Source organism: Mesorhizobium sp. M6A.T.Cr.TU.017.01.1.1, from assembly GCF_004023115.1.
GTDB classification, from domain to species: Bacteria; Pseudomonadota; Alphaproteobacteria; order Rhizobiales; family Rhizobiaceae; genus Mesorhizobium; species Mesorhizobium mediterraneum.
Genome location: NZ_RZTA01000024.1, coordinates 50,278 through 65,164, shown reverse-complemented (window position 1 = coordinate 65,164; position 14,887 = coordinate 50,278). Strand labels below are relative to the sequence as shown.

Sequence of the window (14,887 nt, the reverse complement as noted above, 5' to 3'; positions counted from 1 at the left end):
CGCGGCTCTCTTGAATTTCGCAGAGGGCAGATCTAGAAGCGAACTTCTTCGTCGCCAGCGGCGCGCCGCCCTCGTTGGTGAGGCGTATATAGTCGGCGCCCGTCCAAACTGTCAACAACCATTTCAAATCTTTTTTGCGGAGAACTGTTAGCCGCGCAAGGCCAAGGGCCATACCGCGGAACCGTCTCCGATCCTGTCCTTCTATATAGGAACAAAACAGGAAAATTCAAGGATCACGCGGCCATGTCCGGTCTGCAACGCGGTATTTATGGCAAACGGGGACTGGAGCCCGACGGTTCCGGCGGATTTGCATGGCGGCGCGGCCAAACGGCTGGAACCATTCGGCCCGGCTGATAGTTCCATCAGCGAAGAACGGGACCGCCGAGCGAGCGTCGCAGCGCGATAGCCTGAGGCCCTCAAACAAGTCCTCCAGACATCTCGCTCGACGACCGGCAGGCGGGATCGGACTGAGTTCAGCGGCTCGCACCAGAAGCCTGCCCTCGGGCCCGGGGGTGAGCACCGGCTTTGAGAAGTCCGATGCTCACAATAGAGCAGCGGTACGAGTCGGTTTGAAACTCCGCCGCTCTAGCGCTGCCGCGTCTCAAAGAGCACCAAAGCGACGACTCGACCGGGTCCTAATCCGACCTTCCTGTCATATGCCGGGAGCGTCGATGACGCCCCCGGGGATGCACTAGCATCTTGCGCGTTTTCCGCTTGCGCTCTTGGCCGTGGCTCAGAGCTACGGTTGGGCGATGTCAGTTCGGTGCCACCGCGGCATCGCCCAGCACCACACCCTTGGCAGCCTGTTCGATCACGTCGGCTACAGCCTCTGGCTGGGTAAGGAACACCACATGGCTGCCTTTGACCTCGGTCGTGACCGCCCCAATACGATCGGCGGTGCTCCGAAGCAATTCGGGCGCAATAGCGCCGTCCTCAGTCGCGACAACGTACCAGCTCGGCTTGGTCTTCCATGCCGCCGTCGTCACCTTGGCCTCAAGCGCCCTCATAGCGATCGGCACCTGGGAGTCGCGCAGGAATGCGGCGTCGGAATTGTTGGTGTCCCCAGCAAAGCCGTCCTTAAACGTCTCAGTTTTCAAGAACGCGAAGCCATCGGGCTGCACGTCAGGCTGAAAGTTCGGCGGCGGAGGAACCTCGGCATATTGGTCCAGCGTGGATTGACCGACCTCTGGCGCGAAGGCGGCGACATAGACGAGGCCCGCAACATTGGCAGCGTTGCCGGCTTCTGTAATTACCGTGCCACCGTAGGAATGGCCAACGAGAATGGCTGGCCCATCCTGCCGGGCGAGCACGCGACGCGTTGCGGCGACATCGTCTTCGAACGACGTGAGCGGGTTCTGGACGATCGAGACTTTATAGCCACGGCTTGTCAGTTGGTCATAGACGCCCCGCCATCCAGCTCCGTCGGCAAAGGCGCCATGGACGAGAACGATGTTGCGGAGCGGCACGCTCTGCGCACCGGCAGCAGTTGCCGAAAGCGTCAGCGCACCGACGGCGATCGCTAGGGATTTGATCATGGTAGTCTCCAGTTGGGTTTGCTGTTGATAGGACAATCATGATCTACCCCCAAGGATGTCGCTTGTTTATCGAGCGGATTCGGACATCAATGTCTCAAAATGAGAGACAATCCGAATTTGCTGGAGGCCCCATATGCTGCGCGACTTCAGCGATACGGTCGCTTTCGTAAAGGTGGTGCAGGAAGGGAGCTTCACTGCGGCGGCGCGCGTGCTCAAGGTGCCGAAGACACGGGTCAGCCGGAAGGTGCAGGAGCTGGAATCCAGACTGCGGACACAACTGCTGAATCGGACAACGCGCAGCCTGAAGTTGACTGAAGCGGGAGCGGTTTATTTCCAGCACTGCGAGCGAGTGGTGAAGAATCTGGAGGATGCGGAGAACGCAGTGGCGGAGTTGCAGCAACATCCGCGCGGGTGGCTTCGGATTACAGCCCCGTACTGGCTGGCAACTCGCGTCCTCGCGCCGCTGCTCACCGAGTTTCGCCGCTTCTATCCAGAGGTGCTCCCGCAATTGCTTCTTGGGCACGAGGTCGTCGACCTTGTCACCAAGGACATCGATGTCGCTTTCCGGCTCCAGGAAGGCACCCTGCCCGATTCCATGCTCGCGGCTCGGCGGCTCGGCGCGTTGCCGATGGGCATCTATGGAGCCCCGACCTACCGGGAACGTGCAGGAACGCCGCAGCATCCGTCGGAGCTGGCGGAGCATGCCTGTCTGTTGACAGAGTTTTATTTCAATCGTCCGGCAGTAGAATGGCCACTATCGAGCGGCGGCGAGCGGTCCCGGTTCAAAGTACGAGCAGTGGCCGTCGCCAGCGATCCAGAGGCTCTTCACGGGTTCCTGCTGGAGGGAGTTGGTCTGTTCATGACCAACCATGTGCGCGTCAAGTCGGACGTTGCCGCTGGAAGACTGGTTCGTGTCCTGACCGAGTGGGCAGGGCCAGAACCGACCCTCTATGCGATCCGGCCAGGAGGCGGCGTTCAGCCCCCCAAGGTTAAAGCATTCTTGGACTTTCTCATTCCGCGGCTCGACTTGAAGAAGATTGATAGCAAAGGGAGCCACATCTGAAGCCGGCGGCAGCCGGCCGATCCAATTTGACCCAAGCGTAGCCCTTATCAACGTTACACCGATTTAATGTGCAAGCGAGTGGGAGAATTGCCATAAAGCTTTGATATCGACGAGTCATCCTGCGTGTCGGAGTGTGCCGTCGCGTCTACTTCACCTTGGGAACCGTAGACGGTATATTTGCCAACCGGAGCGCCGATGGCCACCTGGAAACAGATCGTTTTTGCACTTGTGATCCTCGTCGCGGCCGCGGCCGCCTGGGTTCGCTTTTTTCCAGGCGCGCCGGATGTGCTGGCGCGCTGGGGCATCGACTGGGCTTATGCCGCAACGCCACCAACGGGCGCCGTCGATAAGGCCGGGCAAGCAGGCAGCGGCAACGCCGCCGGCCAGAGGGTGACCATCGTCGCGTTGCCGGCGGCCGCGGCCGTCATCAACGATCGCCTGCAGGCAATCGGCACTGGCCGCGCCAACGCCTCGGTGACGGTCAATCCCTACAGTTCCGGCCGCCTCGTTGAATTCGTGGTCGAGTCCGGCGCCCATGTCGAAAAGGGGCAGGTCATTGCCACCCTCGATTCCGACACCGAGGTGATCGCACAGGACCGCGCCAAAGTTGCTTTGCAGGATGCGCAGGCCAAGCTCGTCCGGGTCAAATCGCTGCGCGCATCCAACGCCGCGACGGCGGTCGCCGTTGCCGATGCCGAAGTGGTGCTGGCCAATGCCAAGCTGGCGCTTCGCGATGCGGAACTGGCCTTGCAGCGCCGCTCGATTGTCGCGCCGATCGCCGGCGTCGTCGGCATCCTGCCGATATCAGCCGGCAACTATGTGACCAGCCAGTCGGCGGTCGCCACCCTCGACGACCGCTCCAGCATACTGGTCGAATTCTGGGTGCCGGAGCGCTTCGCCGCCGCCGTCAAGGTCGGCGCACAATTGTCGGCGACGCCGATCGCCAACCCCAACAAGGCCTATACCGGCACGGTTTCCGCCATCGACAACCATATCGACGAAGCCAGCCGTACTCTTCTGGTCAAGGCAAAGATCGCCAATCCAGCCGATACGCTGCGTGCCGGCATGTCTTTCCGGATCACCATGAAATTTCCCGGCGACAGCTATCCGGCGGTCAGTCCGCTGGCGATCCAGTGGGGTTCGGACGGTGCCTATGTCTGGGCGGTCGCGGACGGCAAGGCCAAGCGGGTGGCCGTGCGTATCATCCAGCGCAACACCGAGACCGTGCTGATCGACGCCCCGATCGTCAGCGGCGACATGGTGGTGACCGAAGGCACCCAGAGCGTCAGCGAAGGCGGCGAGGTCGCCATCGCCGGCGAAGAACAGCGCGCCGCGGACGCCGACGGCTGATGACCGCTTCCAACAACGCCGCCAGCGACACAGGCTTTACCGCGCTATTCATCCGCCGGCCGGTGATGGCCTTCGTCTTGAACACGCTGATCGCGGTCGCCGGCCTTGCCGCCTTCTACGGCGTCGAAATCCGCGAGCTGCCGGATGTCGATCGCGCCGTCGTCACCGTTAACACGACCTTTGAAGGCGCGGCGGCCGAGACCGTCGACCGCGAATTGACCGACGTGATTGAGGGCGCGGTCGCCCGCGTCTCCGGTGTGAAGTCGATCTCGTCCACCTCGTCCTTCGGCACGAGCCGCGTCACCATCGAATTCAACGACGGCGTCGACCTCGACGTCGCCGCCTCCGATGTGCGCGATGGCGTCGGCCGCGTCGCCGACCAGATGCCGGACACGGCGGATGCGCCGCGCATCGTCAAGGCCGATGCCAATTCCGAGCCGGTGATGCGGCTGGCGGTCACCTCCGACACCATGTCGGTGCAGGACATGACAGTGCTGGTCCAAGACCAGATCGAGGACGAGCTTGCCGCCGTGCCCGGCGTCGCCGACGTCCAGGTCTATGGCGACCGCGACAAGATCTTTCGCATCGATGTCGACCAGAACAAACTCGCCAGCCTGGGCTTCACCGTCGCCGACCTGAGGGCAGCGCTGGCCTCGGTCGCTTTCGATTCGCCGGCCGGCTCGATCACCACGACCAACCAGGACCTCATCGTGCGCACGACGGCGGACGTGACCACGCCGGAGGAGTTCGAGAACATCATCATCGGCGGCACGACCCGCATCCGCGACGTCGCCACCGTCACGCTTGGCCCCGACATCGGCCAGACCACATTGCGTTCAAACGGCAAGACTGGCATCGGTCTCGGCATTATCCGCCAGGCGGAATCGAACACGCTGGATATTTCGACTGGCGTCAGGGCCGCCGTCGACAAACTGCAGGCAGACCTGCCTCAGGGCATGTCGATCAAGGTCACCAGCGACGATGCGGTCTTCGTCAACGGCGCGGTGCATGAGGTCGAGATCGCCCTCGGCCTGTCCGTCTCCATCGTGCTGATCGTCATCTACGTGTTTCTCCTCGACTGGCGCGCGACGCTCATTCCGGGGCTTGCTATGCCGGTCGCCATGATCGGGACGATCGCCGCTATCTATCTCGCCGGCTTCTCGGTCAACATATTGACGTTGCTCGCCCTGGTGCTGGCGACGGGCCTGGTCGTCGACGACGCCATCGTCGTTCTGGAAAACATCGTGCGACGACGCAACCAAGGCATGGGACCACGCGCCGCTGCCGTGCTCGGCGCCCAGGAAGTGTTCTTCGCCGTCATCGCCACGACGCTGACGCTGGTCGCCGTCTTCGTGCCGATCTCCTTCCTGCCCGGGCAGACCGGCGGCCTGTTCCGCGAATTCGGCTTCGTTCTCGCCATATCGGTGCTTCTGTCCGCCGTCGTGGCGCTGACGCTTTGTCCGATGCTTGCCTCACGCATGCTGTCGGCCGCGCCGCTTCACCACGAAGGCGGCAGCGGCATCGGCGCCCGCATCGGCGGCGCGCTGAACATGCTCTACCGGCGCTGCCTGCGCATCTGCCTCGACGCGCCGTGGATCGTGCTTCTGGTCGCGCTGCTGTTTGCAGCCACCGCCTTCACGCTGTTTGGCACGATCCGCCAGGAACTGACGCCGACCGAGGACCGTGCCGTCGTGCTCATGCGCGTCGACGCGCCGCAAGGGGTCAGCCTCGACTACACGACGCAGCAGATGGAGAAGATCGAGAAACTGATCCAGCCGCTGCGCGATTCCGGCGAAATCCGCAACACGTTCGAGAGCGCCGGCCGAAACGGCGCCTACAATGCCGGCTTCATGGTGATGACGCTGGCGCCGTGGGACGAGCGCACGCGCAGCCAGCAGCAGATCATGGCCGACATTAGCCGGCTCACTCGGCAGGTGCCGAGCGTGCGCGTCTTTCCGATGCAGCCCAACAGCCTCGGCATTCGCGGCGCCGGCAATGGCCTGCAGTTCGCGCTGGTCGGCAACAATCGCGCGGCGCTCGGCGACGCTGCGGTGAAGATCATCGCCGAGATGCAGAAGGATCCCCGCTTCCAGTCGCCCCGGCTCTCCGTCGACCCGACGCAACCCCAGCTTTCCGTGGCCATCGACCGCGAGCGCGCTTCGGACCTCGGCATCGACATCACCGGGCTTGCCGACACTTTCCAGGCCATGCTCGACGGCAATGATGTCGTCGACGTCTATATCGCCGACCGCAGCTACGGGGTGAAGCTCGTCTCGACGACCAACCCGATCAACGATCCAACCGACCTGGAGAATATCTTCCTGAAGACGGCCGACGGCCGCTTCGTGCCGATGTCGACCATTGCCACGCTGACCGAGCGCGCCGTGCCACCCTCGCTGACCCGCGAGCAGCAACAGCCGTCGGTGGCGATCACCTCCAACCTCAGCGGCGATTTCGCGCTCGGCCAGGCGCTCACCCGCGCCGAGGCAATCGCCACGCCGCTCCTGCCGCCGGGCAGCCGCATCGTCCCCTTGGCCGAGGCGGCGACGCTGGGCGAAACCAACAGTGCCATGATCACCATCTTCGGTTTCTCGCTGGTCATCATCCTTTTGGTGCTCGCCGCCCAGTTCGAGAGCTTCGTCAGCGCGGTCATCATCATGGCGACAGTGCCGCTCGGCCTCGCCTGCGCGATCTTTGCCCTTTTGCTCAGCGGCACCAGCCTCAACGCCTACAGCCAGATCGGCCTGGTGCTGCTGGTCGGCGTCATGGCCAAGAACGGCATCCTGATCGTCGAGTTCGCCAATCAGTTGCGCGACCGCGGGCTTGGCGTGCGCGAGGCGATCGAGCAGGCCTCCACCATCCGGCTGCGGCCGGTGATGATGACGATGATCTGCACCGTGCTCGGCGGCGTGCCGTTGGTGCTGGCGAGCGGCGCCGGCGCCGAGGCGCGCATCGCGCTCGGCTGGGTGATCGTCGGCGGGTTGGGCCTGGCCACCGTCTCGACGCTGTTCCTGACCCCGGTCGCCTATCTCCTGCTCGGTCGCTTCGTCACACCCAAGGTGGAAGAGGCATCACGGCTGAAGCGCGAGCTCGAGGAAGCCGCCTACACCAATGTCGAGCCGGCGGAGTAGGTTCAGGTCAGGCCGCCTTCAGCGGGCGTTTCGCAATCATTCGGCAGCTGCATCCCGATGAACACCGTGCCGTTGGGCTTCGTCAGCTCAGACGGCACTCGGTCGCCTCGGCCTTGGCACTTTACCCGCGGCAGAGATGATCGTAGTTCGAATAGTCTTGTCAACGCGACGCCGCCCCCCGGGGCCGCGAAGCAAAGGCGCGGAGACCCTACAATGAGCTATCTGGACGAGCTGTTTTCTGTCGCCGGCAAGACCGCGCTGGTGACCGGGGCTGCGACCGGCATCGGCCGCATGGCGGCGACCGCTTTAGTCAGGGCTGGCGCCACCGTGATGATCGCCTCGCGCAAGGGCGAGGATTGCATCAAGGTTGCCGGCGAATTGAACGGCCTCGGCGGCTCCGGCCGGGCCGAGGGTTTTTCCGGGGATGTTTCCAGCGAGGCTGGCATCGCGGCGCTGGTCGCCGAGGTCAAGGCACGGACGGAGCGGCTGAACATCCTGGTCAACAATGCCGGTGTTTCCTGGGGGGCGCCGCTGGAAAGCTTCCCCTACCATGCCTGGGCCAAGGTGTTCGGCGTCAATGTCACTGCCGTCTTCCATCTGACGCGCGAGCTTCTGCCGCTGCTCGATGCCGCCGCCAGCGACGCCGATCCGGCCCGGGTGATCAATCTGGGTTCGGTGATGGGCACACAGCCGCTGGCCGACGACGCTTATTCCTACTCTGCCTCCAAGGCTGCGGTTCACCATCTGACGCGCACGCTTGCGATCGAGTTCGCCGCCCGTCGCATTACCGTCAACGCCTTCGCCCCCGGGCCCTTTCAGAGCCGGATGACCGCCTTCGCCACCGCGACCGAGGAACAGGCCAACCATGTCGGCGGCCATGTTCCGCTTCGTCGCATCGGCGCGCCGGATGACATTGCCGGCGCAACGCTCTATTTGTGCAGCCGTGCCGGCAGCTATGTCACCGGCGCCGTCCTGCCGATCGATGGCGGGCAGTCGGTGCAGCATGGGCTGACACTGTTCAAGGAATGAAGCCGCTCGCGCTCCGGACGGTTGAAATGGAGGACATCAGCGTGGAACCGATCAGTCTCGATGTGCTTCTGGCCAGCGTCGGCAAGGAAGTCGGCGTGTCGCCGTGGCGGGTGGTCTCGCAGCGCATGATCGACCAGTTTGCCGATGCCACCGACGACCACCAGTTCATCCATTGCGATCCGGAGCGCGCCAAGCGCGAGACGCCGTTCGGCGGCACCATCGCGCACGGCTTCCTGTCGCTTTCGTTGCTGTCGGCGATGACCTTCGAGACCATGCCGCCGCTCGAAAACAGCAAGATGGGCGTCAATCATGGCTTCGATTCGCTGCGCTTCCTGGCGCCGGTGAAGACCGGCGCGCGCATCCGCACCCGTTTCGTGCTGGCCGACGTCAAGGTCAGGCCGTCGGGCTGGGTGCAGACGGCGCATGACGTGACCATCGAGATCGAGGGTTCGAAAAAGCCGGCCCTGACCGCCCGCTGGCTGACGCTGACACTGATAGAGCGCCAGCCAGAAGCGGCATAGACGGCTCAGCGAGCGTCGCTGGAGATGAACTTCATGTGCCGGCCGATCTGCAGGGCGATGTAGACGACCAGTGAGCAACCGATCGGAAACACGATCTCGTTGAGGCCGGTTGCGATAGCCTGCGGCAGTGCGAGGGCAACGTCCTTCGCCGCGGCCGTCTCGATCGTCAGCACCGTGATTCCGCCGCCGAACACCGCGCCTATCAAGGCGCCTGCCAGCGCGAAATGGAGCGGACGGGGTTCTTCCTTCGACGCCAGCGAGGCCAGTATCCAGCCGAGCAGGCCGTATTCGATCGCCCGCAGCACCCCCAACGTCGTGAGCGATAGTATGGCCGGCTTTGCGGCCGCATCAAGCGCACTTACCATGACCTTTTGCGTCCCCTTGGCGATGCCCATCGCCAGTGGCGCCGAGATTGCGCTGATCAAGCCGCCGAGCAAGGCTCGCACCTTGGCGAGCGCCGTGCCGAGGCTGACGCCGGCGCAGACGAAGAACGCCCATGTCACGCCTTGCGCCAATTCGATCAGGACCTGGGTGGTAGCCGGGTGGGAGCCTGCTGCAAATCTGCCAGCCAGAATAAGGGCCTCCATGGCGAAGCCGAGTGCGATCGCCAACCATGCAACCATGACGACTCGCCTGAGTGCCAGCCTGGCGCCATGAGAAAGTGGATCCACGTCCGACACGCCGGACGAAAGCTCAGTCGTGGCCATGTTGGCCTCCCCAAAACGGAAATTTTTGCAGAGCCGCGAACTATCGGTCGGTTGTAACGGCCCGATGTTGCCCGTCTGGGCCAGGGTAACACCTCACGTGAGAAGAAAACGGGCATGTCGGAACGCTCAAGCTGGTTTTGACAGCGCCTTGTCCGTTTCCGTACAGCGTATATAATTTAGCCAACCGCCAACGGATAAAGGCAGGCAAATTGCAGCTCAGCGTCCAGACACGCCGCGAGAAACAAAAGGCCGAACTGCGCTCCGAGCTTGTCGATGCGGCGCACAAGCTCGTGCAGGAGGAAGGCTATGAAGGCCTCACCATCCGCAAACTGGCCAAGCGCGTCGGCTATGCTCCGATGTCGGTCTATTCCTATTTCGCCGACAAACAGGACATCTTGTTCGCATTGGCCGAGGATGCGTTCGAGACTCTGGCAAAGCGTATCGAGGATCATCCGGCCGACGATCCGATCGAGGCGCTGCAGGTGATCATGACCGAATACGCGGCCTTCGGCCTCGGCAATCCCAACGAATACCGCACGGTGTTCATGACGGAAAAGACCAGACCGCCGGAAGGTAGGACCTTCGCCGAGATGCAAGAGGGCAACCCGTTGATGAAGGTGCTCATCAGCAGAGTCGAGGCCTGCGTTGCCGCCGGCAGGCTCAAGGGCGACCCACGCGCCATCGCCACCATGCTGTGGGCGGTCGGCCACGGCACGATCTCGCTGCTGATCACCTTTCCATTTTATCCGTTCGGCGATCAGCAGGCTTTCGTGAAGCGGATGTGCGACTTCACGCTTGCCGGGCTGGCCACGCAGGACGTGCCGCCGCTGACCGAAACACCGGCCAATTGCTGAAGGGTTCCTTCGGTTTCGAAGACCTGAAATCTCGCAAGGCACTGGTGAACGGCGCCGGGCGGCGCAACTCGGCGCGTGCCGACGCGATGCGATTCCAAACATTCAAATAAAATTGGTCGTACATGTACGACTTCTGGCTTGAACCTCGCGACTGTCGGGCGTATATGTACGCCATATCGTACATGTACGAAAAAGTTCAGCCGAGGAAACCGGAGACAGACGATGAAAAAGACAATCCTCGCCCTCGTAGCCGTCCTGGCATTGTCGGGTGCGGCCCTCGCCGGCCAGAGTCAGCCCGGCAAGCAGGCGCCAGCCGCCTGCGCCGACACCAACATCAAGCTCGATTGCGGCGCGACCGGATCGGTGGAAAAGGCAGGCTCGGCCACTCGCGATGGCTCGACTGAAAGCAAGGGCCCGCGGCTCGGCATCGACATCGATCCGTGGATCGTGCCCAGCACATTCTGAGGTTCAAAACAAATAGGCGGCAGGAAATCCTGACCGCCCGTTTTCGTGGCCATTTCAGCCCGGCTCCGCTGGAGCCTGATGGAAGCTATTTCCTGCGCTTCTTCATTCCGGCCACGATCTTGGCCTTGCCGGGCCTTGCGGGAGCGCCGGAAATCGAAGTCCCGGTGATCGACACCGGATCGCTGGCAGGAAACGTGTCCTCGAGACCTTCCTCGAGTTCCTCTTCCATGTTTGATTCTTCGTGCTTCTCGTGTTCGAGAGAGCGCACGGCCGACGTCTTCTGGACCGGTGGATTCGGCGCGGATTTCGACGGCATCGACATTCTCCCTCGACTTGCTCCGGCAAACGGTCGAGCGCAGCGAATGTTCCTAAGCCGCTGCGTCGCCTGCCGCCTCCGACAGGAAAGTAAAAACATAATCGGAGAAGGAACGCCAGCATTCGACCCGGAACGCATCGGCCGCGGTGCGCAACAGCACGATCTCGACCTTGCCCAGAATGGTGCGCGACGCCGCGCCTACCGGAAAGGCGTCAAGCGAGAGATCCTGCGGGCAGCCTGAATTGATTGTTGCCGCGGCTGCCGGGCCGGTGACCGATATGGCGACGTTGCGATGCGAGATGCCGACCGCCGAATGCAGCGCGGTCACCTCAACGCAGTCGGCGAGCGGATCTTTTGCCGCCTCGTCGATGACCAGCCATTCGTCCGGCCCTAGCCACAATGCAGTGCGCCCGGCCTTTGCCGCCGAGGTTTTGGGCTTTCGCGGCAGGGTCACGCCGAGCGCCTTCGAAAGCGCCGCGACCGAGGCCTCCGGCGCGCGCAGCGAAATGCGCTCCGCCGGCGGCAACACAGCAAGCGTGACGCCGGTGGCGGAAAATTCCTGGCCGGCGAGCGCCGGGCGGCGTTCGACCGATGGCGCAGTGGCGGCAGTTTTCTTCGCGGCGGCCTTAGCCATTGAGGCGCTCCCCCTTCTCGTCGAAGAACACCATGCCGGTGACCTCCACCTCGATCGTCCCGTTTGGCATCGGCACGTAAAGCGTCTCGCCCGTCCGATCACGGCCTCCGGCAACCAGAGCCAGCGCGATCGAGCGGCCGCAATTTTGCGACCAATAGCTGGAGGTGACATGGCCGATCATGGTCATCGGGATCGCCTGCTTCGGATCGCCGACGATCTGCGCGCCTTCTTCCAGCACCACCTTGGGGTCCTTGGTCTTCAGGCCGACAAGCTGCTTGCGGCCCTTGGCGACAAGATCCGGCCGCGCCATGCCCCTGATACCGACGAAATCGGTCTTCTTCTTGCCGACCGCCCAGTCGAGACCGGCATCGCCAGGCGTCACCGTGCCGTCGGTGTCCTGGCCGACGATGATGTAGCCTTTTTCGGCGCGCAGCACGTGCATCGCCTCGGTGCCGTAAGCGCAGGCGCCATGCTTCTGGCCCTCGGCCCACAGCGCTTCCCAGACGGCCTGGCCGTGGTCGGCCGGCACGTTGACCTCGAAACCGCGCTCGCCGGTGAACGACATGCGGAACAGCCTCGTCGGCACGCCGCAGATCTTGCCTTCGCGCACCGACATATGCGGCAGCGCCTCATCCGACAAGTCGATGCCTTCGACCAGCGGCGCGATGATGTCCCGAGACTTCGGTCCCTGCACGGCGATCACCGCCCACTGTTCGGTGATCGAGGTCAGCCAGACGTTGAGATGCGGGAACTCGGTCTGGAGGTAATCCTCCATATGGTTCATCACCCGCGGCGCGCCGCCCGTCGTCGTCGTCACATGGAAACGGTCCGGCGCCAGTCTTCCAACGACACCGTCGTCATAGATGAAGCCGTCCTCGCGCAGCATGATGCCATAGCGGCAGCGGCCGGGCTCCAGTTTCTCCCACGGATTGGTGTAGAGCAGTTCCATGAACTTGGCCGCATCCGGCCCGACCACCTCGATCTTGCCCAGCGTCGAGGCGTCGAACAGGCCGGCGGCCTTGCGCACGGTGACACACTCGCGATCGACGGCGGCATGCATGTCTTCGCCCGCTTTGGGAAAATACCAGGCGCGCTTCCATTGGCCGACATCCTCGAACACGGCACCTTGGCGCTCGGCCCAGGGATGAATCGCCGTCTTGCGGGTCGGGTCGAAGAGCGGACCCCGCGCGTGTCCGACGATCGAGCCGAAGGTGACCGGCGTGTAGGGCGCGCGGAACGTCGTCAGGCCGACTTGCGGGATCGGCTTGCCCAGCGTCTCGGCTGCGATGGCCAGGCCGTGCATGTTGGAGGTCTTGCCCTGGTCGGTCGCCATGCCGTTGGTGGTGAAGCGCTTGACGTGCTCGATCGAGCGCATGCCTTCATGCACCGCCTGGCGGATGTCCTTGGCGGTGACGTCGTTCTGGAAATCGACGAAGGCCTTTACCGTCGTGTCCGCACCGGCGCCGGGCGCCGCACCCAGCATGCCGCGCGACCAACTCTCGCTGGTGTCGACCTTCGGCTTGGCGCTGGCGCCGGCATTCTTGACGCCCGCATCCTTGGCCGCCTTGGCGCCCGCCGCATAGGCCTCGTCGATCGTCGCCGACAGCCCGTCCGTGCCGTTGCAGGCGCCGACGGAAACGCAGTCCTGCGCATAGGCGCCGGGCACGAAGCGCTTGGTTTCGTCGTTGAAGGCAACCTTGCCGCGCGACTGCGAGAACAGATGCACCGACGGCGTCCAGCCGGCCGACATCAGGATCGCGTCGACCGGGATGGTGCGCTCGCCGCCGCCGTTCTTCGGCTGCACGGTCATCGACGAGACGCGCAATTTGCCGCCGGCGCGGATCACCGCGCGGCCGAAATTGACCTCGATGCCGAGCGCCCTCGCCTCGTCGATCACCGGTCCGGTCGGGTTGTCGCGCAGGTCGACGATCGCCGCCACGCCGACACCAGCCTTCTTCAGGTCGATCGCCGCCGCATAGGCGGAATCATTGGCCGTATAGACGCCGACATTCCTGCCGACCGCGACGCCGTAATGGTTGAGATAGGTGCGCGCTGCCGACGCCAGCATGATGCCGGGCCGGTCGTTGTCGGCAAACACCATGTGCCGCTCGATGGCGCCGGTTGCCAGCACCACGCGGCTGGCGCGGCCCTGCCACAGCCGCTCGCGCGGCAGGTCGCGGCCGGGGCTCTGCAGATGATCGCTGACGCGCTCGACCAGCCCGACGAAATTCTGCGCGTAATAGCCGAAGGCCGTCGTGCGGGACAGCACGCGGACATTGTCCATGGCCTTGAGCTTGGCGACTGCACCTTGCGCCCAGGCAAAACCATCCTGGCCGTCGATCCTGGCGCCACTCTCGAAACGAAGGCTGCCGCCGAAATCCGCCTGTTCGTCGGCAAGGATGACGCGCACGCCGGTTTCGGCCGCGGCAAGTGCGGCGGCGATGCCGGCAGCGCCACCGCCCACCACCAGCACGTCGCAATGGGCATAGCGCGCCGAATAGTGGTCGGGATCCGGCTGGTCGGGGGCGACGCCGAGGCCGGCCGCAGCCCTGATCTTGGGCTCGTAGAGGTTCTTCCAGGCGGACTTCGGCCACATGAAGGTCTTGTAGTAGAAGCCCGCCGAAAGCAGCGGCGAGGCGATGTCGCCGACCGCGCTGACGTCGAAGGAAAGCGACGGCCAGCGGTTCTGCGACTGTGCCGTCAGCCCGTCATAGAGCTCCTGCACGGTGGCGCGGACATTCGGCGTCTTGCGCGCTGCGTCGCGCTTGACTTCAACCAGCGCGTTGGGCTCTTCCGCCCCGGCGGACAGGAAGCCGCGCGGCCGGTGGTATTTGAACGAACGGCCGACCAGATGGACGCCGTTGGCAAGCAGCGCCGAGGCCAGCGTATCGCCCTCGACACCGGCATAGGGCCGGCCGTCGAAGCTGAAGCTGGCCGTCTCTGCCTGCTTGAGGCGCCCAGCGCCGGGAATGCGGAACGCTGCGATCATTTGGAGGCTCCCGGCAGCTTCGCGGGCTTCGGCTCGCCGGCCTTGTAGGTCATCAGGAACCTGTCGCTGACGGTATCGCGCACGGCATTGAAGAACCGCGCGCAGCCATGCATGTGCCGCCAGCGCTCATAGATGATGCCTTTGGGATTCGAGCGGATGAAGAAGAACTTTTCGAAGTCGTCATCGCTTGTCGCGGCCATATCTGACGAACGTGCAATATGCGCCTCGCCGGCGTTGCGGAATTCGAGTTCCGGACGCTCTTCCTCGCAATAGGGGCAGCGGATGAGAAGCAT

At 63.8% G+C, this 14,887-nt stretch carries 13 protein-coding genes; 7 read left to right on the top strand and 6 right to left on the bottom strand.

The window, feature by feature from the left end; translation table 11 throughout:
* Positions 1-755 precede the first annotated feature (755 nt).
* Entirely contained in the window at positions 756-1,535 is a 780-nt protein-coding gene (locus EOB36_RS10705; protein ID WP_127206191.1) for an alpha/beta hydrolase, read from the bottom strand.
* Positions 1,536-1,668: 133 nt separating this feature from the next.
* Here EOB36_RS10705 and EOB36_RS10700 point away from each other — a divergent pair, with 133 nt between their 5' ends.
* From EOB36_RS10700 to EOB36_RS10680, 5 genes are all read left to right on the top strand, one after another.
* Complete coding sequence (locus tag EOB36_RS10700; RefSeq protein ID WP_127206192.1) at positions 1,669-2,598, top strand: LysR family transcriptional regulator; 930 nt, start codon at positions 1,669-1,671, stop codon at positions 2,596-2,598.
* Between the two features lie 195 nt (positions 2,599-2,793).
* Positions 2,794-3,948: an efflux RND transporter periplasmic adaptor subunit gene (locus EOB36_RS10695; RefSeq protein ID WP_128284821.1), complete on the top strand. Its 1,155-nt coding sequence runs from the start codon at positions 2,794-2,796 to the stop codon at positions 3,946-3,948.
* Positions 3,948-7,079, top strand: a complete 3,132-nt coding sequence (locus EOB36_RS10690) for an efflux RND transporter permease subunit (protein WP_128284820.1) — start codon at positions 3,948-3,950, stop codon at positions 7,077-7,079. Before EOB36_RS10695 ends, EOB36_RS10690 begins: the two co-directional genes overlap by 1 nt.
* A gap of 213 nt (positions 7,080-7,292) precedes the next feature.
* Positions 7,293-8,108 carry an SDR family oxidoreductase gene (locus EOB36_RS10685; protein WP_128284819.1) on the top strand — a complete coding sequence of 272 codons (816 nt, stop codon included), beginning with the start codon at positions 7,293-7,295 and terminating at the stop codon, positions 8,106-8,108.
* 26 nt (positions 8,109-8,134) lie between these two features.
* A complete protein-coding gene (locus EOB36_RS10680) occupies positions 8,135-8,629 on the top strand; it encodes a MaoC family dehydratase (RefSeq protein WP_029348059.1) in 495 nt (164 codons plus the stop codon).
* Positions 8,630-8,634: 5 nt separating this feature from the next.
* On the opposite strand, the gene EOB36_RS10675 is transcribed toward EOB36_RS10680, so the two are convergent.
* Positions 8,635-9,336 (bottom strand): hypothetical protein, encoded by a 702-nt coding sequence (locus EOB36_RS10675; protein ID WP_128284818.1) that lies wholly within the window; start codon positions 9,334-9,336, stop codon positions 8,635-8,637.
* 209 nt (positions 9,337-9,545) lie between these two features.
* Here EOB36_RS10675 and EOB36_RS10670 point away from each other — a divergent pair, with 209 nt between their 5' ends.
* Both EOB36_RS10670 and EOB36_RS10665 read left to right on the top strand, forming a co-directional pair.
* Positions 9,546-10,190: a TetR/AcrR family transcriptional regulator gene (locus tag EOB36_RS10670; RefSeq protein WP_095488496.1), complete on the top strand. Its 645-nt coding sequence runs from the start codon at positions 9,546-9,548 to the stop codon at positions 10,188-10,190.
* Between the two features lie 222 nt (positions 10,191-10,412).
* Positions 10,413-10,655 carry a lipoprotein gene (locus tag EOB36_RS10665; protein ID WP_127294664.1) on the top strand — a complete coding sequence of 81 codons (243 nt, stop codon included), beginning with the start codon at positions 10,413-10,415 and terminating at the stop codon, positions 10,653-10,655.
* A gap of 85 nt (positions 10,656-10,740) precedes the next feature.
* On the opposite strand, the gene EOB36_RS10660 is transcribed toward EOB36_RS10665, so the two are convergent.
* Genes EOB36_RS10660 through EOB36_RS10645 form a run of 4 tightly spaced genes read right to left on the bottom strand, consistent with a single transcriptional unit; the run spans position 10,741 to position 14,887 of the window.
* The gene (locus EOB36_RS10660; RefSeq protein WP_128284817.1) at positions 10,741-10,971 is read right to left on the bottom strand and encodes a hypothetical protein; all 231 of its coding nucleotides are present in this window, start codon (positions 10,969-10,971) and stop codon (positions 10,741-10,743) included.
* A 52-nt stretch (positions 10,972-11,023) separates the two neighbouring features.
* On the bottom strand, positions 11,024-11,605 hold the full coding sequence (locus EOB36_RS10655; protein ID WP_128284816.1) for a sarcosine oxidase subunit gamma: 582 nt from the start codon (positions 11,603-11,605) through the stop codon (positions 11,024-11,026).
* Positions 11,598-14,594 carry a sarcosine oxidase subunit alpha gene (locus EOB36_RS10650; protein WP_128284815.1) on the bottom strand — a complete coding sequence of 999 codons (2,997 nt, stop codon included), beginning with the start codon at positions 14,592-14,594 and terminating at the stop codon, positions 11,598-11,600. Before EOB36_RS10650 ends, EOB36_RS10655 begins: the two co-directional genes overlap by 8 nt.
* Positions 14,591-14,887 carry a sarcosine oxidase subunit delta gene (locus EOB36_RS10645; protein WP_095488500.1) on the bottom strand — a complete coding sequence of 99 codons (297 nt, stop codon included), beginning with the start codon at positions 14,885-14,887 and terminating at the stop codon, positions 14,591-14,593. The genes EOB36_RS10650 and EOB36_RS10645 overlap by 4 nt, the downstream gene beginning before the upstream one ends.